Origin of the sequence: Streptomyces sp. NBC_01546 (assembly GCF_045208355.1) — a bacterium.
In the GTDB taxonomy this organism is placed as follows: Bacteria; Actinomycetota; Actinomycetes; order Streptomycetales; family Streptomycetaceae; genus Streptomyces.
The window spans coordinates 4,279,934-4,303,430 of the sequence record NZ_CP109379.1; the positions used below are offsets into that span (position 1 = coordinate 4,279,934).

Sequence of the window (23,497 nt, forward strand, 5' to 3'; positions counted from 1 at the left end):
ACCCCTCCTAGCGGCGCAGGGCCTCGGCCGGTTCGGTACGCGAGGCCCGCCACGCCGGGTAGAGCCCGGCCAGGACCCCGGTGACCAGTCCGATCAGCGGCGCCACGGCGACGGTGGCCGGCGACATCACCGGGGTCCAGTCGCGCAGGGCCGACACCGCGACCACGGTGAGCGTGCCGAGCGAGGTGCCGACCAGGCCGCCCACCGCGCCCTGGGCCGCGGACTCGGCCAGGAACTGGACCATGATGTGCCGGCCGCGCGCACCGAGGGCCCGGCGCAGGCCGATCTCCCCGGTCCGCTCCAGCACCGCCACCAGCGTGGTGTTCGCGATCCCCACCGCGCCGATGACCAGGCAGATCGCCGCCAGCAGCAGGAACAGCTGGTCCAGGTCGGTGGTCACCCCCGACCGCAGCGACCGCGGATCGGGCGGCGGTACGGGCCCCAGCCAGTCGGGATGGTCCGGGCGCAGGGCGGGCGGCAGCTCCCCGGCCACCTGGCGGGCCGCGCCCAGCTCGGTCACCACCAGCATCCGGGCCCGCTGGGAATTGTCCGGCGGCCCCCACAGCTTCTCGGCGGTCCGCCGGGGCACCACCACCGACAGCAGCAGGTCCGCCTTGCGGTCGGCGCCGGTGGCGATGCCGATCACGGTGAACGGGTGGTCGCCGATGAACACCGCCGGGCGGCTCTCCAGAGTGGTGATGCCCAGGCGGGCGGCCATCGCCGAGCCCACCACCGCCACCTGTTCGGCGCGCCCGTCGTGGAAGTCGTCGAAGCCCCGTCCGGAGCCGAGGGTCAGCCCGGCCGCGCGCAGCATTCCGGGGGAGGCGGCGACCACCGGGATCCGCTCGCCCGTGGCCCCGGCCACCGGGGCCGACCGTACGGTGCTGCGGCCGAGCGGGACCGGCCAGAACACCCCGGCGGCCGTGACCCCGTTCAGCGCTCCCGCGCGGGCGTCGGCGTCCGCGGGGAAGGCGTTCGGCACCTGCTGCGCGAGCTGTGGATCGCCGCGGCCGGCCGTGTCCTCGACCCCGACCTCGGTGGCCGTCATGGCGTTGAACCGGCTGTCGATCTGCGAGGACGCGGTGGCTGTGAGGCCCAGGATCGCCACGAAGGTGCCCACGCCCAGCACCGTGCCGAGGCCCGTGAGGGCGGAGCGGGCGGGGCGCTGGAGCATCCCGGCGAGTGCCTCGGCGAGCAGGTCGCGCGGCGAGAGGCGGGAGGGCGTGATGCCGGCCGCGGCGCCGGTGTCCTTCCGTTTCCACCTCACCGTTTTCCACCTCACCGTTTTCCACCTCACCGTTTCCACCTCACCGTTTCCACCTTGCTGTTGTCATCGGCGGACGACCTCGCCCAGCATCCCGTCGCGGATGGACACGGTCCGCCGGCCCCGCTCGGCCACCCGCGGATCGTGCGTGATGACCAGCAAGGTCAGCCCGTCGGCGTGCAGTTCGTCCAGCAGGGCCAGTACGGAGTCGGCCGTGGCGGTGTCCAGGTTTCCCGTCGGCTCGTCGCACAGCAGCAGCGACGGCCCGGCGACCAGGGCGCGGGCGATGGCCACGCGCTGGCGCTCACCACCGGACATCCGGGTCGGCAGATGGCCGGTGCGGTGTCCGAGGCCGACCCGGTCGAGCGCGGTACGGGCCCGGCCGGCGCGCTCCGCCCGCGGGACGCCGTTGTAGACCATGGCGAGGAGCACGTTCTCCAGGGCGCTGCGGTGCGGCAGGAGGTGGAAGGACTGGAAGACGAAGCCGATGCGCTGACCGCGCAGGGCGGTCCGGTCGCGGTCGCGCAGGGCGCCGGTGTCGATGCCGTCGAGCAGGTACCGGCCGCCGGTCGGGGCGTCGATGAGCCCGGCGACGTTCAGGAAGGTCGACTTCCCGGAGCCGGAGGGGCCGACGACCGTGACGTACTCGCCGCGCTCCACGGTCAGTTCGCAGGGCCGCAGCGCGTGGACGGGCGGCGGTCCGGGGTAGGTGAGCCCGACGCCCTCGAAGCGGACGACCGGGGGGAGGCCGGCACCGGTCATGGCTTCGCCTGGGCGACCAGCACCCGGTCGCCGTCGGCCAGCGCGCCCCCGCCGACCGGATCGACCTGGACCATCCCGTCGGCGGACATCCCGGCCCGGACCTCGACCCGGCGCCGGTCCCCCTGGGCCCCCGGGTCCTTGCCGAGCACCGTGACGGTGGTCCGGCCGTCCGCGCCCGCCGAGATGGCGGACAGCGGCACGATCAGCACCGGCTCCCCCGAGGAGGCCGCGGTCACGGTGAGCCGTACGCCCTGCCCGGTGAGCTGGGCGTCGAGGGCCTGGTCGGGTTTGACCGTCAGGGCGTAACCGCCGGGATTCTGCGGGGCGTCGGGGGCCGCCTGGCCGGAGCCGCCGCCCGTCGGGGCGGTACCGGCCGCCGCCGGGGTGGGGTCGGCGGCCACCGATTCGACCGTGGCGGTGGCGCTCAGGCCGGTGGCCTCGGACAGCAGCTGGACCTTCATCCCCGGTTTCACGAGGTCCTTCTGGTGGGCCGGGAGGGAGGCCCGGATGACGGGGGCGCCCGCCGAGACGCTCAGCAGGGACTCCGGGACGGGTTCGCCGACCGATGCCTTCACCGCGTCCACCCGCGCGGGGAAGCCCTTGACGAAGAGCAGCTCGTCGGCCGGGACCATGGGGCCGGCCGCCGCCCGGGCCGTGTCCAGCCGGGACTTGGCCTTGGCCAGGTCCTGCTGGGCGAAGGTGAGCTGCAGCTGGGCCTCCGAGGCGTCGCCGCCGCCCTCCTTGGCCTTCTTCAGGGCGTTCTTCGTCGTGGTGACCTGCCGCTCGGCCGCGTCCGCCGCGTCCTCGGCCGCCCGTACGTTCTCCGCGTCGGCCGGATCGGCGGGCCGCGGGGCGTATCCGAGCGCGGTGTAGAAGGCGGTGACCGCCGCCTTCGTCCCGGAGCCGTAGGTGCCGGCCGGGTCCGCGCCGGTGGGGTGCCCCAGCGCCTTGAGTCCCTGCTGGAGCTGGCCCACGTCCTTGCCGGTGGCGCCGGGCTTCAGGTCCCGGTACACGGGCAGCGCGCCGGCCAGCGCGAACACGGGCCGCCCCGAGACCTCCAGGAGTACCTCGCCGGCCTGCACGGCCGTACCGGGCTGCTTGTTGACCCGGGTGACCACGGGCTTCGCACCCGCCGCGGCCCCCGTGCCCGCGCCGGGCGTGACGGCCAGGGTCTGCTCGGCGGTCACGGTGCCGCGTACGACCACCGACGAGGTGAGCACCCGCCGTTCCACCCGGTCGGCGAGCACGGAGGCGGGCGGCGGCGCGGCGTCGGCGGCGACCTGCGAGGGGGAGCGGATGGTGGTGGCGACGACGACCCCGGCCCCGGTGAGCACGACCGCGCCGGCGACGACCCAGATCAGGATGCGGCGGCGGCTGCCGAGCGAGGGCGGCGCGCCCGCCTCTCCGGCAGCGTCGGCCGCACCGGCCGTGCCCGCCTCTCCGGGAGAGTCGGGTTCTTCATGTTTCACGTGAAACCCACTTCTCGTTTCAACAGTTCTCGCCGATTACGTCGACGGAGCCGACCTTCCAGGGGGCGCCCTCGCGTTCGCGGATCATGGTGAAGGCGCCCTGCTGGGAGGGCTTGTCCTCCAGCTGGTCGACCGGCCGGCCGGTCGCGGAGTCGTGGATCAGCCAGCGGTCCAGGTCGACGCAGTCGATCAGCACCCGGGTGTGCTCACCGGTGGTCTCCATGCCGGTGACGCGGTGGCCGACCTCGCCGAGCAGAACCTGCCCCGCCTCCTTCGACTGGGCGAGGTTGTCGCGCAGCTCCCGCAACTGGCTTCCGGTGGCCACCTGTTCCAGGCCCGGATCCTGTGGATCGGGTGTCCGGTTCGCCGCGAGCCAGGTGGTCCAGTACGTGTCGTACGCCCGCGTCACGTCCTCGCTCGGCGGCCCGGCCGAGGAGCGGGGCGAGTCGTCCGCCCCGGGGGTGCCGGAGGCGGCCGCGGTGCACCCGGTGGCCAGGGCCAGTACCAGGACCAGCAGAGACGCGGGCAGAACGGCTGCCGGGGCCCTCACGCGGAACCGTCCTGGAGGACCTTCTGGGCGAACCTGACCTGCTCGCCCAGGCGCTTCTTCTCCTGGTCCAGGCCCTCCTTGTGGCGTTCGACCAGGCCGTTCTGGTAGGCCGTGAGGACGGCCGTCCAGGTGTCGGTGAGCTTGGTCCGCTGCTTGCAGGACACGTCCGTGGTGGCGGCGGTGATCTCCTCGGAGGTGACCGGCCCGGTCCACCGGGTGCCCTCCATCTGCTGGAGCTCCCAGGGGGTGCTCACCTGGAAGCCCGCCTCGCGCATGCAGCTGCTCCACTGGGTGATGCCCGCGGTGATCCGGCTGTCTCCCCGGGCCCGGTCGCCGGCCTGCTGGACGAGTTCGTCGAGCAGTTTGGTGCCGCTCTCGCTGCTCTTCGGATAGAGCTTGCGGGTGGCCTCGCCCGAGCAGCCGCCTTCGGGGGCGCCGGGGTGCGCCGGCGCCCCGTCCTGCGGTCCGAAGAGGGCGGCCGTCTCGTTCGGGTCGCGTTTTGTGCCGGCCTCCGATCCGCGTTCCGGTAATGCGCCGGACCGGTAACCGGATTTCTTCGCGGATTCCGCGTCCACCAGGCCGATTCCGCTGGTGGTCGGCTTGGAAGTGGTGTTGGCGTAGGTACTTGAATTCTTGAACGAAGCGAATCCGACGCGACGCATACAGGATTCCGTGAGGATGTCCTGCGCCTGCTCCATCACCTTCTGCTGCGCCTTGTCGAAGGAGTAGGCGTCGAGGGGGAGCGCGGCGTTCGCGGGGTCCGGCTGCGGGGTGACGGTCACCTGCGGTTCGGCCGAGGGCCCGGCCGATCCGCCCTGTTCCGGGCCCGCCGGGCCGGCGGTGCAGGCGCTGAGCGCCGCGGCCGCGACGGCGCCGGCGATCAGCAGGGGCAGCCGTTGGCGCGCGTGGAGCACGATCAGCCTTTCCGTGGTGGGACGGGGGCCGTACACTGCCCGGCGCGCCCGGGGCCGGGACCGATTCCAGCGGTCCCGGCCCCGGGTACGCGCGGGCGCCTGATCAGCAGGGGTTCTTGGCCCACTTGGTGAGCAGGGTCATCGAGGTGTACCCGGTGACGTTGGTGTTGTTGTTGCGGTGCTTGTCCCACCACCTGTTGCCGTTGATGACGGTGCCCGACTTGTAGCAGATGGGCGTGATGGTGTGGCTCCGGTAGCCGAGGCCGTTGACCGCCGACGAGGTCGTGGAGTTGGCGCGGATCCGCACCCCGTCCTCGGTGTAGTCGCCGGCGTGGGCGGCGGTGACCGACCCCATGACGATCGCAACGGTGGAAAGCGCCACCGCGCTGAGCTTTGCTGCCTTGCGCACGCTGTCTCCTCTTTGATGATCGGACACGTCCATGTGCAGCCCGAGAGGAATTCCAGCGTTCGGATCCCCCCGGTCCGGAGAGAGACGATGGCACGAACATTTATCTCGTGCCAGGGGATATCGGGGATCCGGTCCGAGAGAGGCCGGAATTCTTCTTCCCCCGCCCGCACGGACGTTCACAGGCGTGGTGATCCATTTCCCCGTAGTCGCAGGAGAGCGCCCGCCGGAAATGCGACGGTCCCCGATTCTCCGCGAACGGATGATCGGGGACCGCTTCGGGGTTGGCCGGAAATATTCGTTACCCGGCGCGCTCCACACCCTCGGTCTCCTCGGTGCCCCCGGGTCCGTCGGCACCGTCGGCTTCCGAGTACCGGGCCCGCAGTTCCGAGATGATCCCGAAGGCGGCCGCGGTCAGCGGGACCGCGAGCAGCATCCCCAGGATCCCGGCGACGCTCGCCCCCGCCGTGATGGCCACCATGACCATGGCCGGGTGCATCTGCACCGTCCGGCTCTGCACCATGGGCTGGAGCACGTACCCCTCGATCATCTGGACCACCAGCACGAGCCCGAGCACCCACAGGCCGATGATCCAGCCCCGGTCGGCGAGGGCGACGAGGACCGCCACGGCGCCCGAGAGGAACGCGCCGAGGTAGGGGATGTAGGCGGTCACGAACACCAGGGAGGCCAGGCCCACCGCGCCCGGCACGTCGAGCACCAGCAGACCCACGCCGATCAGCACGGCGTCGACCAGGGCCACGAAGGTGGTCCCGCGCATGAAGCCCTCGACGGCCTCGAAGGCGCGCCGCCCCATCGCCTCGATCAGGTCGCCCGAGCGGCTCGGGACCAGCGAGCGCAGCGTCCCCACGGCCCGGTGGGAGTCGCGGAGGAAGAAGAAGATCAGCACCAGCGCCAGCAGGGCCATCGCGATCATCGTCCCCACCACGCTGAGCCCGGCGACCACGCCCGAGGCGGCCGTGCCGCCGAACTTTTCGATCAGGTCCCTGGAGTTCTTCGCGACGTCCTCGAGCGAGGTGCCGAGCGCTCCGAAGTGCTCCGCGACGCTCGCGCCGGCCCGCCGGAGCGCGTCGACGATCTCGTTGCCGGTCTCGATGAGCGCGAGGACGACGACGTACGAGGCCCCGCCGACGACGGCCACCACGGCGAGGCAGGTGAGGGCCGCGGCGAGCGAGCGGTTGACCTTCATGCGGACCAGCCGCCGGTGCATCGGCCCGAGCAGGGCCGTGCCGAGCACGGCGAGCAGTACGGGCGTGACGACCGCCCGGAAGACGGTGCACAGCCATACGACGACGGCGAGTACGGCGGTCACGACGAGCACGACGGCGCACCAGGCGACGAGGCGCCGCACGGGCTCGGGCAGCAGGGGAGCGGGAGTCGGACTCGGAGTCGGCACGGCTGTATCCAAGCACGGCTGCCGTCCGCCGGCCGGGGGTCAGAGCAGCAGGTCGGTATCGGTTCCGGGCTTCGACCGCTCGTAGAGCTCGAACCAGATGGACTTGCCCTCACCGCGCGGGTCCACGCCCCAGGTGTCGGCCAGCATCTCCATCAGCAGCACCCCGCGGCCGCTGGAGGCCATCTCGCCCGGGTGCCGCTTGTGCGGGAGCTCGTCGCTCCCGTCCGCGACCTCGATGCGCAGCCGGCGCTCGCCCAGCTCGCCCACGGCCTCCGCGACCAGCAGCGCGTCGCCGTCGGTGTGCGTGAGTACGTTCGTCACCATCTCGGAGACCACGAGCACCGCCGAGTCCACCTGCTCGGCGTCGGCCCAGTCGTGCAGCAGCTCCCGGATCTGCTGCCGGGCGCCCGCGATCCGTTCCGGTTCGGCCTGGGCCACGGTCAGCATCGTGCGGCGGGCCGGGCGGACCGGGTGCAGCGGCGGGGCGCCGCAGCCGCAGCCCTCGCCCTCGCGGCACAGGAGCACCACGGCTATGTCGTCCTCGCGGCGGTCGGCCAGCGGGCCGGTGGTGTGGTGCGAGGACGGCCCGTGAACGGCCTGGACGAGCAGGTCGGCGAGCTTCTCCAGCGACTCCGACCCGTGCGTCTCGGACTCCAGGATCGCGCGCAGCCGCGCCCATCCGGTGTCCAGGTCGTGCCCGCCGGTCTCGATCAGCCCGTCGGTGCACAGCATCATCGTCTCGCCGGGTTCCAGGGTGAACCGGCTGGTGGGGTAGTCGGTGTCGGGAACGATGCCGAGGGGGAGTCCGCCCGCGGTGGGGCGCATCAGGACGGTGCCGTCGGGCATCCGGATCGCGGGCTCGGGGTGGCCGGCGCGGGCCACCTCCAGCATGCCGGTCCGCGGGTCGCACTCCACGTACAGGCAGGTCGCGAACCGGGGGCTCTGGAAGTCCGGGTCCTCGTCCGAGTCGGACTCCTGCGAGGAGCAGATCCCGGCGAGGAAGCGGGAGGCCCGGGAGAGCACCGCGTCCGGACGGTGGCCCTCCGAGGCGTACGCCCGCACCGCGATCCGCAGCTGGCCCATCAGCCCGGCCGCGCGCACGTCATGGCCCTGGACATCGCCGATGACCAGCGCGAACCGTCCCGAGGGCAGCGGGATCATGTCGTACCAGTCCCCGCCGACCTGGAGCCCGCCGCCGGTCGGCACGTACCGGGCGGCGATCCGCATGCCGGGGATCTCGGGGCCGAGCTGCGGCATCATCGACCGCTGGAGGCCGGTGGTGAGTTCCCGCTCGGATTCGGCCACCCCGGCACGCTGGAGGGCCTGCGCGAGCATCCGGGCCACGGTGGTCAGGACGGAGCGTTCGTCGGGGGAGAAGGACACCGGGTGCTTGAAGGCGGCCATCCAGGCGCCCATGGTGCGGCCGGCCACGATCAGGGGCAGGAAGGCCCAGGACACCCGGCCGAAGCGCTGGGCGAGCGGCCAGGTGGCCGGGAAGCGCCGCTTGTAGTCCTCCGGGCTGGGCAGGTAGATCGCCCGGCCGGTACGGACCACCTCCGCGGCCGGGTAGTCCGTATCCAGCCGCATGTCCGCGAAGGGGGCCTCGTCCCCGACGTCGTGCCCGTGGTGCCCGATGATCGACAGCCGGTCGCCGGCCACGCCGAAGACCGCCAGTCCGTCCGGGCTGAAACCGGGCATGGACAGGGAGGCCGCGACCCGCAGCACCTCCGCGGTGGAGCGGGCCTCGGCCAGCGCCCGCCCCGCGTCCAGCAGGAAGGCCTCGCGGGAACGCCGCCAGTCGCCGGTGATCGGGGTGTGCACGGCGGTGGTGCCGGGCTGCGGCTCGGCGATCTCCTGGATGGTGCCGATCAGCTCGTAGTCGACGCGGCCGTCGGTGCCGCGGTTCTCCACCGGTTTGGAGCGGCTGCGCACGGTCCGCAGGACCCGGCCGTCCTCGTCCATGATCCGCAGCCGGGCCTCGGCGAGCGTGCCCTCGGCGACGGCCAGGGTCACGATGCCGTTGATCTCGTTCCAGTCCACCGGGTGGAACCGCGACCGTACGGCGACCTCCGGCAGCACCACCGGGTCGGCGGGCAGCCCGAGGAGCCGGGCGGCCTCGCTGTCGAGGGTGACCGTCCCGGAGGCGTTGTCCCATCGCCACAGACCCGTCGCGATGGCGGCCAGGACATCCTCGGTGCGCACTCGGTCATCTTTACAGGTCATCGGTCTTACGTGCCTGTTCACCCGGTGCACCGGGTGCGTTCGGGCAGGCCCGGCGGGCGTGCCCGACCCGCCCCCCGCCCGGACGGTAACCTTGTGAGGGTTGAATCCACCCTGGTATCGCGAAGAACTGGATGACTGATGCATCGGTACAGGTCCCACACCTGCGGCGAGCTCCGCGCCTCTGACGTCAACGCCGACGTCCGGCTGAGCGGCTGGCTGCACAACCGTCGAGACCTGGGCGGCATCCTCTTCATCGATCTGCGTGACCACTACGGCATCACGCAGCTCGTGGCCCGTCCCGGCACCGCCGCGAACGAGGCGCTGAGCAGCGTCACCAAGGAGACGGTCGTCCGCATCGACGGCAAGGTCGTCTCGCGTGGCGCGGACAACGTCAACCCCGAGCTGCCCACCGGCGAGATCGAGATCGAGGTCTCCGACGTCGAGGTGCTCGGCGGGGCCGCCCCGCTGCCCTTCACCATCAACACCGACGACGGTGTGAACGAGGAGCGGCGCCTGGAGTACCGCTTCCTCGACCTGCGCCGCGAGCGCATGCACCGCAACATCATGCTGCGCTCGGCCGTGATCGCCTCCATCCGCTCCAAGATGGTGGCCCTCGGCTTCAACGAGATGGCGACCCCGATCCTCACCGCGACCTCCCCCGAGGGCGCCCGTGACTTCGTCGTCCCGTCCCGCCTGAACCCGGGCAAGTTCTACGCCCTGCCGCAGGCCCCGCAGCAGTTCAAGCAGCTGCTGATGATCTCCGGCTTCGACCGGTACTTCCAGATCGCGCCCTGCTTCCGCGACGAGGACGCCCGCGCCGACCGCTCGCCGGGCGAGTTCTACCAGCTCGACGTGGAGATGTCCTTCGTCGAGCAGGAGGACGTCTTCCAGCCGATCGAGCGCCTGATGACCGAGATCTTCACGGAGTTCGGCAAGGGCCGCGAGGTCACCTCCCCCTTCCCGCGGATCCCGTTCCGCGAGTCGATGCTGAAGTACGGCAACGACAAGCCCGACCTGCGCGCCAAGCTGGAGCTCGTCGACATCACCGACGTGTTCGAGGGCTCGGAGTTCAAGGCGTTCGCCGGCAAGCACGTGCGCGCGCTGGCCGTCCCGGACACCGCCGCGCAGCCGCGCAAGTTCTTCGACGGCCTCGGCGAGTACGCGATCTCGCTGGGCGCCAAGGGCCTGGCCTGGGTCCGCGTCGGCGAGGACGGTGCCCTGACCGGACCGATCGCCAAGTTCCTCACCGAGGAGAACGTCAAGGTCCTCACCGAGCGCCTGGGCCTGGTCCCCGGCCACGCCGTGTTCTTCGGCGCGGGCGACTTCGACGAGGTCTCCAAGATCATGTCCGGGGTCCGCGTCGAGGCGGCCAAGCGCGCCGGCCAGTTCGAGGAGAACGTCTTCCGCTTCTGCTGGATCGTCGACTTCCCGATGTACGAGAAGGACGAGGAGACCGGCAAGATCGACTTCTCCCACAACCCCTTCTCCATGCCGCAGGGCGGCATGAAGGACCTGGAGGAGAAGGACCCGCTCGACATCCTCGCCTGGCAGTACGACATCGTCTGCAACGGCATCGAGCTGTCCTCCGGCGCCATCCGCAACCACGAGCCCGAGGTCATGCTGAAGGCCTTCGAGATCGCGGGCTACGAGGCCGAGACCGTCGAGCGCGAGTTCGCCGGCATGCTGCGCGCCTTCCGTCTCGGCGCCCCGCCGCACGGCGGCATCGCCCCGGGCGTGGACCGCATCGTGATGCTGCTGGCCGACGAGCCGAACATCCGCGAGACCATCGCCTTCCCGCTGAACGGCAACGCGCAGGACCTGATGATGGGTGCGCCGACCGTGCTGGAGGAGTCCCGTCTGCGCGAGCTGAACATCGCGCTGCGCAAGCCGGTGGAGACGAAGGCGGCCGACGCCAAGCCGGTCACCGAGGCCGTCCACCCGGACGCCGCGCGGTAGTTGGACCGGTCCTAGGACCGGATGTGCCGAAGGGCCCGGGATCGATGATCCCGGGCCCTTCGGCCGTTTCCGTACGAGCTGCTGCTCGCTAGAACCGCTCGAGGATGCCCTTGAGGAGGGCGGCGGAGGTCAGTTCGCGCGGGGCGGGGCCGGCGTGGAAGAAGCCGGCGTTCTCGGCGTCCAGCTTGCGCAGGAAGTCGAAGGCCTTGGCGTCGTGGTCGCCGAACGCGACGAACTGCCAGTGGATGCCGGGGGCGGTGGTGGCCGCCTCGGCCAGGGCGGCCTTGGCGGGCTGCCGGTTGTCCGGGGCGCCGTCGGTCTGGAAGACGACGAGGGCCGGGCCCTCGCCGCCGTCCTTCTGGTAGCGCTCGAGGACGGCCTCGACGGCGACGTGGTAGCTGGTGCGGCCCATCCGGCCGAGCTCGGCGTGGCGGGTCTCGACCCAGGCCTCGTCGTGGCCGTCGAGGGCCAGGTCGGCGGTGCCGTCCAGCTCCGTGGAGAAGAACACGGTGTGGACCGTGGCCTCGTCGTCGAGGTGCGCGGCGAGGGCGAGCGCGTGGTCGGCGAGGTACTGGGCGCTGCCGTCCTTGTAGAACCCGCGCATGGATCCGGAGCGGTCCAGGACGAGGTACACCTTGGCGCGCGCCCCGGCCTTGTCCTTGCCCCGGAGCACCTGCCCGGCGGCCTTGTAGGCCCCGGCGACCCCGGGAGCCCGCTTGCGCACCGCGGCCGCGGCGTGCGCGGGCCCGCCGACGGTCTCGGCCTCGGCCTCGGCCTCGACCTCGGGCACGTCGACCTCGGCCTCGGCGGCCAGCGGCTCGACCTCGGCCTCCGGCTCGGGGGCGGCCTCGGGCTCGGCCTCGGCCACAGGCTCGGGGGCGGCCTCGGGCTCGGCTTCGGCGGCCAGGGGCTCGGCCTCGGCCTCGGCCTCGGCCTCGGGCTGGTTCTCGGCCTCCGGCGCGGCGGCCTCTGCCTCCGCGGCCAGGGGCTCGACCTTGACCTCGGCCTCGACCTCGGCCTCGACCTCGGCCTCGGGCTCCGCCTCCGGCGTCGCTACGACGGCCTCCGCGGCCACCGGCTCGGCCTCGGGCTGCGCCTCCGGCACGACCTCCGGCTCCGCCGCCGGGGCAGCGGCTTCGGCTTCGGCCTGCTCCGCGGGAGCCTCGGCCACCGGCTCGGCGGCTTCCTGCTCAACCGCCGGAGGCACCGGCTCGGCGGCCTCCGGCTGAACCGCCGGAGGCACCGGGCGGCGGGCCTCCGGGACCGTGGGGTCCGCGACCGGGGACGGGTCCGGGGCCGGAGCCGTCAGGACCGTGCCAGGCTCGCGGTCCCGCGGTGCGGACTGCGGTGGAACGGTGGGGTTGTCGAAGGACGCGGCCACCAATTCGGCCGCCACGTCCAGGGGGGTGCGTTCCGACTGGCTCGGGAGGTTCGCCGAGGGGGCGTCCGAAGTCTCCGGAACGGGTTCCGCAGACCGTCCGAACACCTTGCGCAACAAGCTCCGAATACCCATGGGCCAGGCCTTTCGCATGAGTGCGTGCGTCATTTGTCCGTGCTGCGCGGATGATCCCTGCCCAGAGTGGACACGTAAGGTTATCGGCCGCCCGGCTGGATCTTCGGGAGGGGCACCTTTCGTGGCGTCCGGCTCCCAGCCACGCGCACACCGCGTCCGAACTTCCGCCCCGACGTGCCGGGTTCACCGATCGTTCATCCCCGCGCCGCCGCTTCGGCGCAACCCGGGCCTAGCCTCACCGCTGGATTGTTCCGACACGTTGTCGGCGCCCACGCAGCTACTCGGAGGACACTCGTGCGCAAGCTCCTGCCGCTCATCGGCAACCCGCATGGGAGCGGCCGTTCCGCTCTCACCTGCCGCTACCGCTGTGGCGACGCATGCTTCCACGAGGTGCCCAACACCAGCGACAACGAGTACGCGGGCGATGTCATAGCCCGCGCGTACTCCCGCCGCGCGATGCTGCGCACCGCCGCCGTCGTGACGGTCGCCACCGCCGCCGGTACCGCCATCGCCCTCAGCGGCCCGGGCCAGTCCGCCAACGCCGCCCCCGCCGGTGAGGCCGAGGCCGCCGGCGCCGGCAAGAGCGGCGAGGCCGCCCGCGGTCTGCGCTTCAAGCCCGTCGCGCCGAACACCGCCGACCAGGTCACCGTCCCCGAGGGCCACGAGCAGAACGTGGTCATCCGCTGGGGCGAGCCGATCCTCAAGGGTGCCCCGGGCTTCAACGCCGACAAGCAGACCGCCGCCGCGCAGGCCGGTCAGTTCGGCTACAACAACGACTTCCTGAGCCTCCTCCCGCTCGGCGACAAGTACGAGCGCCAGCAGCTCCTCGTGGCCAACCACGAGTACACGGACGAGATCCTCATGTTCAAGGGCTACGACCCGGCCAAGCCGACCCGCGAGCAGGTGGAGATCGCCTGGGCCGCGCACGGCCTGTCCGTGGTCGTCGTCCAGGAGGACCACCGCAGCGGCAAGCTGACCGCGGTCACCCGCCACCAGCTCAACCGCCGCCTGACCGCCACCAGCGAGTTCAAGCTGACCGGCCCGGCCGCGGGCAGCGCCCTGCTGAAGACCTCCGTCGACGCCACCGGCACCAAGGTGCTCGGCACCCTCAACAACTGCGCCGGCGGCACCACCCCGTGGGGCACCACCCTCCACGGCGAGGAGAACTTCAACCAGTACTTCGGCAACGCCGGCCAGGTCACCGACCCGACCGCGGCCGCCCGCCTGAAGCGCTACGGCGTGACCGCCGGCGCCACCGAGCGCAAGTGGGAGCTGTTCGACAAGCGCTTCGACGTGGCGCAGGAGCCCAACGAGTCGCACCGCTTCGGCTGGGTCGTCGAGCTGGACCCGTACGACGTGAACTCCGTCCCGCGCAAGCGCACCGCGCTCGGCCGCTTCAAGCACGAGGCCGCGCAGCCCCGCCTGACCGAGGACGGCCGCCCGGTCGTCTACATGGGCGACGACGAGCGCTTCGACTACTTCTACAAGTTCGTCTCGTCGAAGCAGATGAAGAAGGGCGACTCGCGCGCGGCGAAGGAGCACAACCTCACGCTGCTCGACGAGGGCACCCTCTACGTCGCCAAGCTCACCGGCGACTCCCCGGCCGCCGAGCTCGACGGCACCGGCAAGCTCCCCGCCGACGGCGAGTTCGACGGCACCGGAGTCTGGATCAAGCTCGCCACGGGCAACGTCTCGCACGTCGAGGGCATGACCGCCGAGGAGGTGTACGTCTTCACGCGCCAGGCCGCCGACAAGGTGGGCGCCACGAAGATGGACCGCCCCGAGGACGTCGAGCCCTCCCCGCGCACCGGCCGCGTCTACATCGCGCTGACCAACAACACCGACCGCGGCAAGCCGGGCAAGGAAGGCGCGACCGAGGCCAACCCGCGCAACCTGAACAAGCACGGCCAGATCCTGGAGCTCGCCGAGAACTTCGACAACCCGGCCGGCGACGGCTTCGCCTGGCGGCTCTTCCTGGTCGCCGGTGACCCGAACGACCCGGCGACGTACTTCGCGGGCTTCCCGAAGGACAAGGTCAGCCCGATCTCCTGCCCGGACAACGTGGCCTTCGACCCGCACGGCAACCTGTGGATCTCCACGGACGGCAACCAGCTCGGCTCGCACGACGGCCTGTTCGGCGTGGCGACCTCCGGTGAGCGCCGCGGTGAGCTGAAGCAGTTCCTGACCGTCCCGCGCGGCGCCGAGACCTGCGGCCCGCTCATCCAGGACAAGCGCGTCCTGGTGTCCGTCCAGCACCCGGGCGAGATCGACGGCGCGTCCGTCGAGAAGCCGCAGTCGGTGTGGCCCGACGGCCCCGGCAAGATCGTCCGCCCGGCCGTCGTCTCGGTCTGGCGCAAGGACGGCAAGAACATCGGCGTCTGAGCCGTCCGATGAGCACGCTCGACTGACCGGCTCGAGGGGATGTCGCACGCCGGCATCCCCCCGGGCCGGTCAACTCGCTTCCGGCAGCCGTCCGACGGGCAGCCTGAGGGTGGTCACCGCGCCCCCGTCGGGCGCGTTGGCGAAGGTCAGCTCGATCTCCAGGACGGCCGCCTGGCCGGCCACGATCGTCAGCCCCAGCCCGTGGCCCCGGCCGCGCCCCGGGTCTCCGGTGCGGAACCGCTGAGGGCCCTGCTCGATCAGCTCGGACGGATATCCGGGGCCGTGGTCGCGGACCGCCACCACCGGGCCCTCCACGGTCACCTCGACCGGCGGCCGGCCGTGCTTGTGGGAGTTGACCAGCAGGTTGGCCAGGATCCGGTCCAGGCGGCGCCGGTCGGTGAGCACCACCGCGTCCCGGACCACCCGTACCGTCGCGTCCCGCCCGCTCCCGGTGACCGCCCGGCGTATTGCCCGGCCCAGCTCCACCCGGGCGAGTTCGGCCCGTTCGACGCCCGAGTCCAGCCGGGAGATCTCCAGCAGGTCCTCGGTGAGCAGGTGCAGGGCCTTGAGCCGGTCGTTGATCATTTCCTTGGGGCGGCCCGCCGGCAGCAGCGCCGCCGCGGCGAGCGAGCCCGTGAGCGGGGTGCGCAGTTCGTGCGCCACATCCGCGGTGAACCGTTTCTCCGCCTCCAGCCGGTCCTGGAGTGACCCGGCCATCGAGTCCAGCGCCTGCGCCACGTCCCGTACCTCGTCCCGGGAGCGGGCCGGCCGCCGGTCGTCCCCACCCCCACCACCGTCGTCGGCCGGGAGACCCACCCGCGCGTCCAGGTCCCCGGCGCTGATCCGGCGGGCCACGGCGGCCGTGGTCGCGAGCCGCCGGCTGATCCGGTCGGCGAGGAACAGACCGGCCAGCGCGACCACACCGGCCGCGACGATCGCGGAGGCGAGGATCGCCGTGTCGATGTCCCGCAGCCGGTCGCGGGTGTTCCCGTACGGGATCCAGATCGCCAGGGTTTGCTCGTCGGCCGGTGCGGCCGCCCACATGACCGGCTCGTCGCCGCGGTGGCCGACCATGCTGCCGGTGTCCCCGCGCGCGACCAGCTCGCGCAGCCGCTCCGGCAGGCCGGGCGGGTCCAGGGCGACGTTCACGTCGCCGTGGGAGGTGCCGTACTCGTAGTGGCCGAGGGCGTGGTCCAGCTCCGCGTCCGCCTTCGTGCGGACCTCCCCGACGATCTGCCGGGCGACCACGTTGTGCACCAGGATCCCGAGCGCGGCGGCGACCATGCAGCACACTGCCGTGGTGGTCAGGGCGATCTTCCAGCGCAGGCTGCTCAACGCGCGCATCGCGACCCGTCCCCGCTCAGGGGCACGTCCGTGACGGCCGGGCACTCGTCGAGGGTCAGCTGCGAAAGGTTCATGACCCCGGCCTTGGGGTCCCACTCGTAGTCGGAGACGGCCACGTACTTCGGGTTCGAGGTGGGCTCACGCACCGCGAGGTGCTCGGCGGCCACCTCCACGCCCTCCAGCACCGCCCGCCGGGACAGCACCCGGGTTATGGAGCCGTCGTCCCGGACGGTGTAGACGCGCAGTTCGCTGAGCCGGCCGTCGATGTCCAGGGCGGTGATCAGTTCCTCCCGGCCGTTGCCCGTCAGGTCGTGCAGCACGCCGGGGCGCACCGGGCAGTCGGGGCCGCCGTCCACAGCCTGTGTGCAGAGCGCGAGCCGCTGCACCGCCCGGGGATCGACGAGCCTGCCGGTCCCGCCGTCCTGTGCGGTGGCGGCGGTGATGTCGGCGCGTACGACGGCCAGCGCGTCCACGCCGCGCATGCTCGGCCCCGGCGCCTTGGGGAGCCCCGGCACCACGGCGGCCGTCCCCGGCTGCTGGCCGGGGCCCGGCGGGGCGGGCCGGATGTCCTTCCACAGGGTCTTCGGGGCGTGCACCGTGCCGAGGTCGCCCTGGCTGTGCAGCCCCTCCACGTCGGCGCACCCGGCGGTGGCCGCCAGGACGGCGGCGAGGACCATCACGACCGGGGCGCGGTGCATGTACCGATGCTCTCCCGCCGGGTGGGCCGCGGCCCGGCCGATGGGCCGTTCGGGGGACCCGTCCCGGACACGCCCTGGGGTCAGCGCCCCGGGTGGGCGATGGCGAGGGCCGCGGCGATCTCCTGGTGGACCGGGGCGAGGACCCTCGACTGCTCGCCCTCCGGCTCCGCGTCGACCCGTACCGGGGTCGTGCTGCTGCGCACCCGCTCGGCCAGTTCGCGCAGCTGCCGCACGATCCCCTCCACCTCGCCCGCCACGGGCGGCTCCGCCCCGTGGTTGACCCGGACCCGGGCGGCGGTGGTCGCGTCCACGATGCGCTCGACGGCCACCACGAGCGGCCACCAGGCGGCGGCCCGGGCCCCTGTCGGCGGGGGCTCGGTCAGGGCCCGCTGGAACTCGCTGCGCACGCCAGACAGGTCCCGGTAGATCCGCCGCCTGGCGTGCACGCGGGCGGTGCGTGCCGCCGCGAGCGCGGCCTCGTCCGCGACCGGCGCGAAGGCCCGCTCGACGTACCGGGCGGCGTCGTCCACGGTGTCGGCGAGCCGGTCCCCGATCCGGGTGTGCCAGCTTTCCGGCCACAGCACGTAGCCCGCGACGAGGGCGATGGCGCAGCCGATCAGACTGTCCAGCAGGCGCGGCCGGATCAGGTCGAAGCCCTCGTGGTTGAGCTGGTCCGAGAGCAGCAGGATCACCGGGGTGATCGCGGCGGTCTGGAAGGCGTACCCCTTGACCGAGAAGGCGGGGATCAGCGCGGCGAGCACCATCATCACCGGCACGTCCCACCAGCCCCGCGGCACCTCGGCCAGCACGGCGGCGGCGACGACCAGCCCGGCCGCGGTGCCGACCGCGCGCAGCACGGCCCGCGAGAACACCGAGCCGAAGTCGGGCTTGAGGACGAAGGTGACGGTCAGCGCGACCCAGTAGGACCGCTCGACCTCGACCACGGAGACGAGCGACTGCGCGAGCCCGATGCACAGCGCGAGCCGCAGTCCGTACCGCCAGGAGGCCTCGGAGAACATGGTGTCGCGCACCGCGCGCCGGGCCCGGACCCGCAGGGCGGCCGGCCGGCCGAGCCGGTCGTCGACGTTGTGCAGATCGGGTTCGGGGAGGTACACGATGGCCGCCGCGTGCCGCAGGGCCGAGTCGACGGCCCGCTCGGCCGGGGTGTGCGGTGCGGGCAGCTCGAGTACGGGGGTTCCGGTGCGGCCCTCTTCGACGGCGTCGGCCAGGTCCCGTACGGCCGCCGGGATCTCGGGCGGCAGCGGTCGGCCGCGCAGGTGTGCGGCGGGGGCGGCCTCCACCAGCGGGATCACCACGTTGAGCTGGGCCAGCATCCGCACCAGCGAGGGGCTGCGCCCGTGCACCCGGGCACGTCGGCCCAGCACCAGGTCGTAGGCCTGGTTCAGGGACTGGGTGACCTGCTGGCGGCGCTCCTCGTAGACGGGGCCGGGTCCGCCCGCGGCCTCGAGGGAGTCGGCCAGGGCCCGGTAGGTGGCGGCGACGGCCGTGCGCTCCGGCAGGCGGCCGCGCAGCGGCCAGCCCAGCAGGGACAGCGCGAGCACGAACAGCCCGCCCGCGCTCAGCAGCAGGGGGGCCGTCCACCAGGGCTGCGGCAGCGGCAGCCCGGCGCCGATCACGGCGTTGAGCAGGAGCAGCAGCCCGGAGACGGAGGCGACCGTGCCGATCGAGGAGATCATCCCGGAGACCAGGGCGACGAGGGTGAGGACGCCGACGGCCAGCCAGCCGTGTCCGAAGACCAGGGTGCCCACCGCCACGCCCACGGCGCCGAAGAGCTGCGGAACGGCGATGTTCAGGATCCGCATCCGGTAGGCGTCGGCGGTGTCGCTGATGACCCCGGACAGGGCGCCCATGGACACGAGCGCGCCGTACTCGGGCTCGTCCAGGGCGAATCCGACGGCGAGCGGGGCGGACAGCGCGACCGCCGCGCGCGCCACGGCGGCCCAGGGGATCGGCGCGCTGCTCGGCCGCAGCCCTTTGAGCAGCCAGGCGGGCGGGGCCATCGGATGGTGCCGGTCTCGCCCGGACGGTATGTGTTCGGTGCGTTCGGTGCTCATTCCGCTTCCGTGCCGCCGCTCGCGAATCGGTTCTTCTGGGCTCTTCTGCGTCGTTCTGCGTACGTTGGTACCTTCCGAGCTTATGGGGTGCGGCGCAGTCGGCCCGTCAGCCAGGCGCCGAGCGCGGCGGCGAGCCCGATCGCCAGCACCACCCAGGCGGTGGTGCGCAGGAACGCGGTGAGCGCGTCGTACACCGCTCCGGCGGCCTGCCGGTCGATGTCGGCCGGCAGATCGTCCAGCGTGATCCGGCGGCAGACGCTCACGGCGATCCACAGCAGGGCGGCCCCGGCGGCGAGTCCCAGCCCGGTGGCCATCACGGCCTGCCGGCGGCGGACGGCGACCGCGATGGCGGCCGCGGCCAGCACCACGGTCAGCACGGGGAGCCAGACGCCGGCGATCTGGAGCATGCGGAAACCCTTCCGGAGCGCGCCGAGGTTGTCGTACTCCATGACCTTGACGGATATGTGGGTCACCGGGATGCGGTCGGCGAACGGCACGCCGTCGGCGACGAGTTCCCCCTTGACCTGGGCGATGACGGGCGCGAGGTCGATGGTGACGGCGTCTCCGTGGCCGGTGGTGAGTGCCTCGACGAAGGCGGCGTGGGCGGCGCGGTTGGCCGCGTCCCAGGCGGTGCGGTAGGCGGGGGTGCCGGCGAAGGAGCCCAGGGCTTCGCCGAGCAGGGCGTCGACCCCGCTCTGGAAGGGGCCCGCGTCGATCTGTCCGGCGAGGGCGCGGGTGGCCTGGGTGACCACGACGCCCTGGACGGCGGGGTTTCCGGCGAGCGGGGACATGGCGGCGGTGTAGCGGTCGGCGTCGCCCAGCTCGCGGTCGGCCCAGTACGCGGCGGCGCTCGCGGGCACCAGGAGGGCCACGAGCGCGATCAGTACCGCCGACAGGATGGTGCGCACGTCACCAGGGAATGCCGGGGCGGGACCCGGCGCGAGCGGTGTTGCTGCGGGTGGGTGGCGCGGCGCCCTTGCGGTTGAAGATCCTGGACATTTAATATCCAGGATATGAGGATGAGCGAGGGCGTCGAGTGGGCGCTGCACAGCTGCGTCAACCTGGCGTGGAGCGGACCGGACCGGGCCGTGTCGGCGGCGCGGCTGGCCGCGTGGCACGACCTGCCCGCGGCCTACCTGAACAAGCAGCTCCAGGCGCTGGCCCGGGCGGGCATCGTCACCTCCGCCTCCGGCCCCCGCGGCGGCTTCCGGCTGGCCCGCCCGCTCGCCGCCATCTCGCTCATGGACGTGGTCGCCGCCGTCGAGGGTCCCGAGGAGGCCTTCCGGTGCGCGGAGATCCGGCAGCAGGGGCCCGGGCGCCCGGAGCAGGGGGCGGCCGCCGAGTGCGCCATCGCGCACGCCATGACCCGGGCCGAACTGGCCTGGCGCAAGGCCCTGGCGGCGCAGGACCTCGACGAGATCCGGCAACAGGCCGAACGGCAGGCCCCCGAGGCCCCGGAGCGGCTCCGCGCCTGGCTCGCCGCGCAGTAGTCACACCACACGTACGGAATCGGAAGCCAAGGAGCTCGGCATGACGCGCAGCATCATCAACCCGGCAGGACTCCACACCCCGACCGGCTACGGCTACAGCCACATCGTGTCCGCCCCCGGCGAGCAGGTCTTCATAGCCGGCCAGTACGGCTCCGACGACAGCGGTCACGTGGTCTCCGAGGACTTCGCCGACCAGGTCGCGCAGGCCTTCGCCAACCTCCGCACCGCCCTCGCCGCCGTCGGCCTCGGCCCGGCCGACGTGGTCCGCATCGGCACGTACATCGTCGGCCACGACGAGCGGAAGCTGGCGGTCCTCCTCAAGGAGCTGGACGCCACCTGGGGCACGGAGCTGCCCGCGCAGACCCTGATCGGGGTGGCCGCGCTCGCCCTGCCCGGCATGCTCTTCGAGGTCGACGCGGTGGCGGTGCGCCCCGTCTGACCGGCCCGGGCGGTTGATCCACTTGCCGGTCGGGGGCGGCGGGTGTGCCCTGGATGATGGGAGAGAGGAGCCCGTCATGGCACATGCGGCACCCACCGCCTCCCGGCGGTACCACCACCGTCCGACCGCGGCGGCCACGGACCACACCGCCAGGAACGCCCTCGTGCGGGCCCTGCTCGCCGGCCTCGTCTACGGGGTCTGGGCCGCTTTTATCAAGCGCCAGATGGGCCCGGTGGACGCGGGCAACGTCTTCTACGGGATCCTGTGCGGCGCGATCTTCGCCGGCATCATGTTCGCCCTCCACCAGGTCGGTCCCCGGCTGATGCGCGAGGTCCACGCCACCGCGTACGGAGCCTTCACCGGCATCGCCGCGGGCTACCTGCACAGCCTGACCAACTCCAGCGTGCTGAAGTCGACCGTCGTCGGTCTCTTCGTCGGCATCGGCGTCGGGGCGACCGCCTTCTACCGGTACTACACGCGCGAGGACTGAGTCCCGCGGAAACTGTGGGTCGCACCGGTTCCCGTGCCCGTGGTCGAACCTCACCTGACCACTCTCCGTTGCCGAGGGCGCGGGAACCGGTGCTCTTCCATGCCTACGCGGCGGAGTCCGCGGGGGCGGGCTGCTGCGGTTCGCTCTCGGGCTCGGCGGCCGAGGCCGGGGTCTGCGACGCGGCCGGGTCGGCGCTCTGGCGTACCGGCGGCGTGAACCGGGCGGCCTCGGCGCGGAGCATGGCGTTCAGGGCGGCGTACGGGTCGATGGGCATGGCGGAACCTCACGGTGCTCAGGGGTGTGGGGGGACTGCGCTGCTACGGGGCTTCGGCCCGCTCAGCAGCGCAGGACCACACTCCGCACCGTCCGTGCGGACAGCGCCGGTCCGGCCGTCCGCCACACGGGCGCGGCCACGGGCCGGTCCGGATGTTTCACGTGAAACACCGGCACGGGAGTCCGCCGTACGCCGGGCACCCCGCGCGGCAGCGACCGTACGGCGGCCCGCGCCTCGGGTTCGGCGGCCGGATCGGACTGTCCCTCGGTGGGCTCGGCGGGGGCGGTGGAGGAGGGCCGGGACTCGGCGACCGTCGCCGCGGCCGGACCGGCGCCGAACACGCACAGCAGCACGACGCAGGCCGCCGTCAGGGCCTGGGTCAGGGCCCTGGCCAGGGCCGTGCGCGCGTATCGCCTCCCGCTCATGCGAGGGGTGTGCCCCGACACGCCGGGCGACTCCCGGCCGGGTGCCCAGAAGCCCCCGACCGGCGGAACGAAGACGGCCCCACGGCCGACACGGGGCGGGCGGGTCAGCGGCCCCGGCGCTGCCCCGTCAGCCGGGCCAGTACGGCGGTTTCGCCGCCGACCAGGCGCAGTTGGGACCGACCGGCCCGGTCCTCGCGGCCGCCGGACGCGCCCGGGGAGAGCCGGATGACGGTGAACACGGCCGTCCGGCCGTCGTCGCGGGAGATCTCGACGGTCCGGCCCCGCTGAAGCCCGGCGAGGTCCAGGCCGGCTCCGGTGATCACGGCGGTTCCGGCCGACCCGGGTGCCGGTCCGCCGGTCTGCCAGGAGGCTTCGTCCCGGCCGTCGTTCCCGTCGGTCCCGTCGGGACGGTTGGTCGAGCCGGTCGCGCCTGTCCTCCCGGTCCCGTCGGGCGAGCCGGTCACCGGAACGTCGATGCCCAGGCTCGGGACGCGCAGCCGCAGCGGCCGTGCGGCCCGCAGGGGTCCGGTGACCGGCCGCAACGGGCCCGCGGCCGTCCTCGGCGACCGTGCGCCGTGCCCGGGGACGTGCTCACCGGCATGCTCCCGCTGCCGGGCCAGGCGCCGGTGGTCGGACAGTCCCAGCGCCCGCGAGGGCAGTGCGTCGTCGGTGGTCGCGGCCGCGGGGGCGGCGCCCTCGGTGCGTTGCAGCGCCCCGATCCCGGTGGCCAGCAGAACCACCGTCAGCGCGGTGACGACCGACTTGGCGCGGGGCATGCGAGTCCCTCCGGTCCGGCTCGGGCGGCCGGGTCATGTGAGCAGTGGATACCTCCTCTGCCCGCCGGCACCCGGTGAAACACGGGAGACTGACGGAACGTCACGGGCGTGTCGCCAAATGATCCCGGCGTTTTCCCAGCTGGCGGCCGGTCCGGTCGCCGAGCCCCGGGGATGGAGCACCGTACGCCCGAACGGGTGGGATGCGCACGAGCGCCACGAGCGCCCCGAGCGCCACGAGCGGCCGCCGGTGGACGGCGGTCGACGTCAGGTCGTGACCAGCGTCGCCGTCGCCACGCCCATCAGGACCGCCGCGAGGTGGACCGCCGGGTGGCCGTAGTCGCCGGACCACAGGTGGCGGGCCAGGCCGCCCAGCGCGGCCAGGGCCGCGATCACGCCGATCTGGCCGAAGAGTGTGACGGCGGTGAAAGGGGCCAGGAGCAGCAGGAAGGAGTTCAGCCAGAAGGGGGCAGCGCCCGTCCAGCCCCGCCATTCCCTGATCGCCGTCGGCATGAACTACCGGCCCCCTCGTCCACTCGTCGTCAGATCGTCGGCTGCACAGCCTTCTTGGCTGCGGCGATCGGCACAAGGGCCCGTTTCGGCTAGAGAACCGGAAGGGCGGCTGGAACTCGTCCA

At 72.9% G+C, this 23,497-nt stretch carries 22 protein-coding genes; 5 read left to right on the top strand and 17 right to left on the bottom strand.

Annotated elements, in window-relative coordinates; genetic code table 11:
* Positions 1 to 7 precede the first annotated feature (7 nt).
* From OHA89_RS19580 to OHA89_RS19615, 8 genes are all read right to left on the bottom strand, one after another.
* Complete coding sequence (locus OHA89_RS19580) at positions 8 to 1,267, bottom strand: ABC transporter permease (protein WP_266608983.1); 1,260 nt, start codon at positions 1,265 to 1,267, stop codon at positions 8 to 10.
* A gap of 63 nt (positions 1,268 to 1,330) precedes the next feature.
* A complete protein-coding gene (locus tag OHA89_RS19585) occupies positions 1,331 to 2,026 on the bottom strand; it encodes an ABC transporter ATP-binding protein (protein ID WP_257555475.1) in 696 nt (231 codons plus the stop codon).
* On the bottom strand, positions 2,023 to 3,495 hold the full coding sequence (locus OHA89_RS19590) for a peptidoglycan-binding protein (protein WP_406366719.1): 1,473 nt from the start codon (positions 3,493 to 3,495) through the stop codon (positions 2,023 to 2,025). Before OHA89_RS19590 ends, OHA89_RS19585 begins: the two co-directional genes overlap by 4 nt.
* Positions 3,496 to 3,514: 19 nt before the next feature.
* Positions 3,515 to 4,045 (bottom strand): hypothetical protein, encoded by a 531-nt coding sequence (locus tag OHA89_RS19595; RefSeq protein ID WP_266943945.1) that lies wholly within the window; start codon positions 4,043 to 4,045, stop codon positions 3,515 to 3,517.
* The gene (locus OHA89_RS19600) at positions 4,042 to 4,959 is read right to left on the bottom strand and encodes a hypothetical protein (RefSeq protein ID WP_266608989.1); all 918 of its coding nucleotides are present in this window, start codon (positions 4,957 to 4,959) and stop codon (positions 4,042 to 4,044) included. Before OHA89_RS19600 ends, OHA89_RS19595 begins: the two co-directional genes overlap by 4 nt.
* A 103-nt stretch (positions 4,960 to 5,062) precedes the next feature.
* Entirely contained in the window at positions 5,063 to 5,368 is a 306-nt protein-coding gene (locus OHA89_RS19605) for a hypothetical protein (RefSeq protein WP_215146106.1), read from the bottom strand.
* Between the two features lie 298 nt (positions 5,369 to 5,666).
* Positions 5,667 to 6,779, bottom strand: coding sequence for an AI-2E family transporter (locus tag OHA89_RS19610; RefSeq protein ID WP_406366720.1), 1,113 nt, complete (start codon positions 6,777 to 6,779; stop codon positions 5,667 to 5,669).
* 39 nt (positions 6,780 to 6,818) lie between these two features.
* Positions 6,819 to 8,981, bottom strand: a complete 2,163-nt coding sequence (locus tag OHA89_RS19615) for a SpoIIE family protein phosphatase (protein WP_406366722.1) — start codon at positions 8,979 to 8,981, stop codon at positions 6,819 to 6,821.
* 159 nt (positions 8,982 to 9,140) lie between these two features.
* Between OHA89_RS19615 and aspS the strand changes: the two genes are divergently transcribed.
* Positions 9,141 to 10,958 carry an aspartate--tRNA ligase gene (gene aspS / locus OHA89_RS19620; protein WP_215146110.1) on the top strand — a complete coding sequence of 606 codons (1,818 nt, stop codon included), beginning with the start codon at positions 9,141 to 9,143 and terminating at the stop codon, positions 10,956 to 10,958.
* 88 nt (positions 10,959 to 11,046) lie between these two features.
* Here aspS and OHA89_RS19625 read toward each other — a convergent pair whose 3' ends face one another.
* Positions 11,047 to 12,354: a VWA domain-containing protein gene (locus OHA89_RS19625; protein ID WP_406366724.1), complete on the bottom strand. Its 1,308-nt coding sequence runs from the start codon at positions 12,352 to 12,354 to the stop codon at positions 11,047 to 11,049.
* 411 nt (positions 12,355 to 12,765) lie between these two features.
* Here OHA89_RS19625 and OHA89_RS19630 point away from each other — a divergent pair, with 411 nt between their 5' ends.
* Positions 12,766 to 14,853 (top strand): PhoX family phosphatase, encoded by a 2,088-nt coding sequence (locus tag OHA89_RS19630; RefSeq protein WP_257555483.1) that lies wholly within the window; start codon positions 12,766 to 12,768, stop codon positions 14,851 to 14,853.
* Between the two features lie 69 nt (positions 14,854 to 14,922).
* On the opposite strand, the gene OHA89_RS19635 is transcribed toward OHA89_RS19630, so the two are convergent.
* The 4 genes from OHA89_RS19635 to OHA89_RS19650 all read right to left on the bottom strand — a co-directional run bounded on the left by OHA89_RS19635 (position 14,923) and on the right by OHA89_RS19650 (position 19,878).
* Complete coding sequence (locus tag OHA89_RS19635; RefSeq protein ID WP_266608998.1) at positions 14,923 to 16,197, bottom strand: HAMP domain-containing sensor histidine kinase; 1,275 nt, start codon at positions 16,195 to 16,197, stop codon at positions 14,923 to 14,925.
* The gene (locus tag OHA89_RS19640; protein ID WP_266609000.1) at positions 16,185 to 16,895 is read right to left on the bottom strand and encodes a hypothetical protein; all 711 of its coding nucleotides are present in this window, start codon (positions 16,893 to 16,895) and stop codon (positions 16,185 to 16,187) included. Before OHA89_RS19640 ends, OHA89_RS19635 begins: the two co-directional genes overlap by 13 nt.
* Positions 16,896 to 16,975: 80 nt before the next feature.
* Positions 16,976 to 18,916, bottom strand: coding sequence for an FUSC family protein (locus OHA89_RS19645; protein WP_266612331.1), 1,941 nt, complete (start codon positions 18,914 to 18,916; stop codon positions 16,976 to 16,978).
* Positions 18,917 to 19,050: 134 nt separating this feature from the next.
* Positions 19,051 to 19,878, bottom strand: coding sequence for a hypothetical protein (locus OHA89_RS19650; protein ID WP_266609002.1), 828 nt, complete (start codon positions 19,876 to 19,878; stop codon positions 19,051 to 19,053).
* Positions 19,879 to 19,989: 111 nt separating this feature from the next.
* Between OHA89_RS19650 and OHA89_RS19655 the strand changes: the two genes are divergently transcribed.
* The 3 genes from OHA89_RS19655 to OHA89_RS19665 all read left to right on the top strand — a co-directional run bounded on the left by OHA89_RS19655 (position 19,990) and on the right by OHA89_RS19665 (position 21,389).
* Positions 19,990 to 20,460: an RrF2 family transcriptional regulator gene (locus OHA89_RS19655; RefSeq protein WP_406366727.1), complete on the top strand. Its 471-nt coding sequence runs from the start codon at positions 19,990 to 19,992 to the stop codon at positions 20,458 to 20,460.
* 40 nt (positions 20,461 to 20,500) lie between these two features.
* A complete protein-coding gene (locus OHA89_RS19660; protein WP_215146121.1) occupies positions 20,501 to 20,899 on the top strand; it encodes a RidA family protein in 399 nt (132 codons plus the stop codon).
* Between the two features lie 76 nt (positions 20,900 to 20,975).
* Complete coding sequence (locus OHA89_RS19665) at positions 20,976 to 21,389, top strand: hypothetical protein (protein WP_257555489.1); 414 nt, start codon at positions 20,976 to 20,978, stop codon at positions 21,387 to 21,389.
* 103 nt (positions 21,390 to 21,492) lie between these two features.
* On the opposite strand, the gene OHA89_RS19670 is transcribed toward OHA89_RS19665, so the two are convergent.
* The 4 genes from OHA89_RS19670 to OHA89_RS19685 all read right to left on the bottom strand — a co-directional run bounded on the left by OHA89_RS19670 (position 21,493) and on the right by OHA89_RS19685 (position 23,374).
* On the bottom strand, positions 21,493 to 21,663 hold the full coding sequence (locus OHA89_RS19670) for a hypothetical protein (RefSeq protein ID WP_406366729.1): 171 nt from the start codon (positions 21,661 to 21,663) through the stop codon (positions 21,493 to 21,495).
* Between the two features lie 62 nt (positions 21,664 to 21,725).
* Positions 21,726 to 22,088 (bottom strand): hypothetical protein, encoded by a 363-nt coding sequence (locus OHA89_RS19675; protein ID WP_266609008.1) that lies wholly within the window; start codon positions 22,086 to 22,088, stop codon positions 21,726 to 21,728.
* A gap of 104 nt (positions 22,089 to 22,192) precedes the next feature.
* On the bottom strand, positions 22,193 to 22,864 hold the full coding sequence (locus tag OHA89_RS19680) for a class F sortase (protein ID WP_406366731.1): 672 nt from the start codon (positions 22,862 to 22,864) through the stop codon (positions 22,193 to 22,195).
* Between the two features lie 264 nt (positions 22,865 to 23,128).
* Positions 23,129 to 23,374, bottom strand: coding sequence for a hypothetical protein (locus OHA89_RS19685; protein WP_215146131.1), 246 nt, complete (start codon positions 23,372 to 23,374; stop codon positions 23,129 to 23,131).
* Positions 23,375 to 23,497 lie beyond the last annotated feature (123 nt).

What these genes read in the sequence shown, in the direction of transcription:
- OHA89_RS19585 (WP_257555475.1), bottom strand. Translation starts at nt 2,026, where the DNA reads ATGACCGGTGCCGGCCTCCCCCCGGTCGTCCGCTTCGAGGGCGTCGGG.
- aspS (WP_215146110.1), top strand. Translation starts at nt 9,141, where the DNA reads ATGCATCGGTACAGGTCCCACACCTGCGGCGAGCTCCGCGCCTCTGAC.
- OHA89_RS19635 (WP_266608998.1), bottom strand. Translation starts at nt 16,197, where the DNA reads ATGCGCGCGTTGAGCAGCCTGCGCTGGAAGATCGCCCTGACCACCACG.
- OHA89_RS19640 (WP_266609000.1), bottom strand. Translation starts at nt 16,895, where the DNA reads ATGCACCGCGCCCCGGTCGTGATGGTCCTCGCCGCCGTCCTGGCGGCC.
- OHA89_RS19645 (WP_266612331.1), bottom strand. Translation starts at nt 18,916, where the DNA reads ATGGCCCCGCCCGCCTGGCTGCTCAAAGGGCTGCGGCCGAGCAGCGCG.
- OHA89_RS19655 (WP_406366727.1), top strand. Translation starts at nt 19,990, where the DNA reads ATGAGCGAGGGCGTCGAGTGGGCGCTGCACAGCTGCGTCAACCTGGCG.
- OHA89_RS19660 (WP_215146121.1), top strand. Translation starts at nt 20,501, where the DNA reads ATGACGCGCAGCATCATCAACCCGGCAGGACTCCACACCCCGACCGGC.
- OHA89_RS19665 (WP_257555489.1), top strand. Translation starts at nt 20,976, where the DNA reads ATGGCACATGCGGCACCCACCGCCTCCCGGCGGTACCACCACCGTCCG.
- OHA89_RS19670 (WP_406366729.1), bottom strand. Translation starts at nt 21,663, where the DNA reads ATGCCCATCGACCCGTACGCCGCCCTGAACGCCATGCTCCGCGCCGAG.
- OHA89_RS19675 (WP_266609008.1), bottom strand. Translation starts at nt 22,088, where the DNA reads ATGAGCGGGAGGCGATACGCGCGCACGGCCCTGGCCAGGGCCCTGACC.
- OHA89_RS19680 (WP_406366731.1), bottom strand. Translation starts at nt 22,864, where the DNA reads ATGCCCCGCGCCAAGTCGGTCGTCACCGCGCTGACGGTGGTTCTGCTG.
- OHA89_RS19685 (WP_215146131.1), bottom strand. Translation starts at nt 23,374, where the DNA reads ATGCCGACGGCGATCAGGGAATGGCGGGGCTGGACGGGCGCTGCCCCC.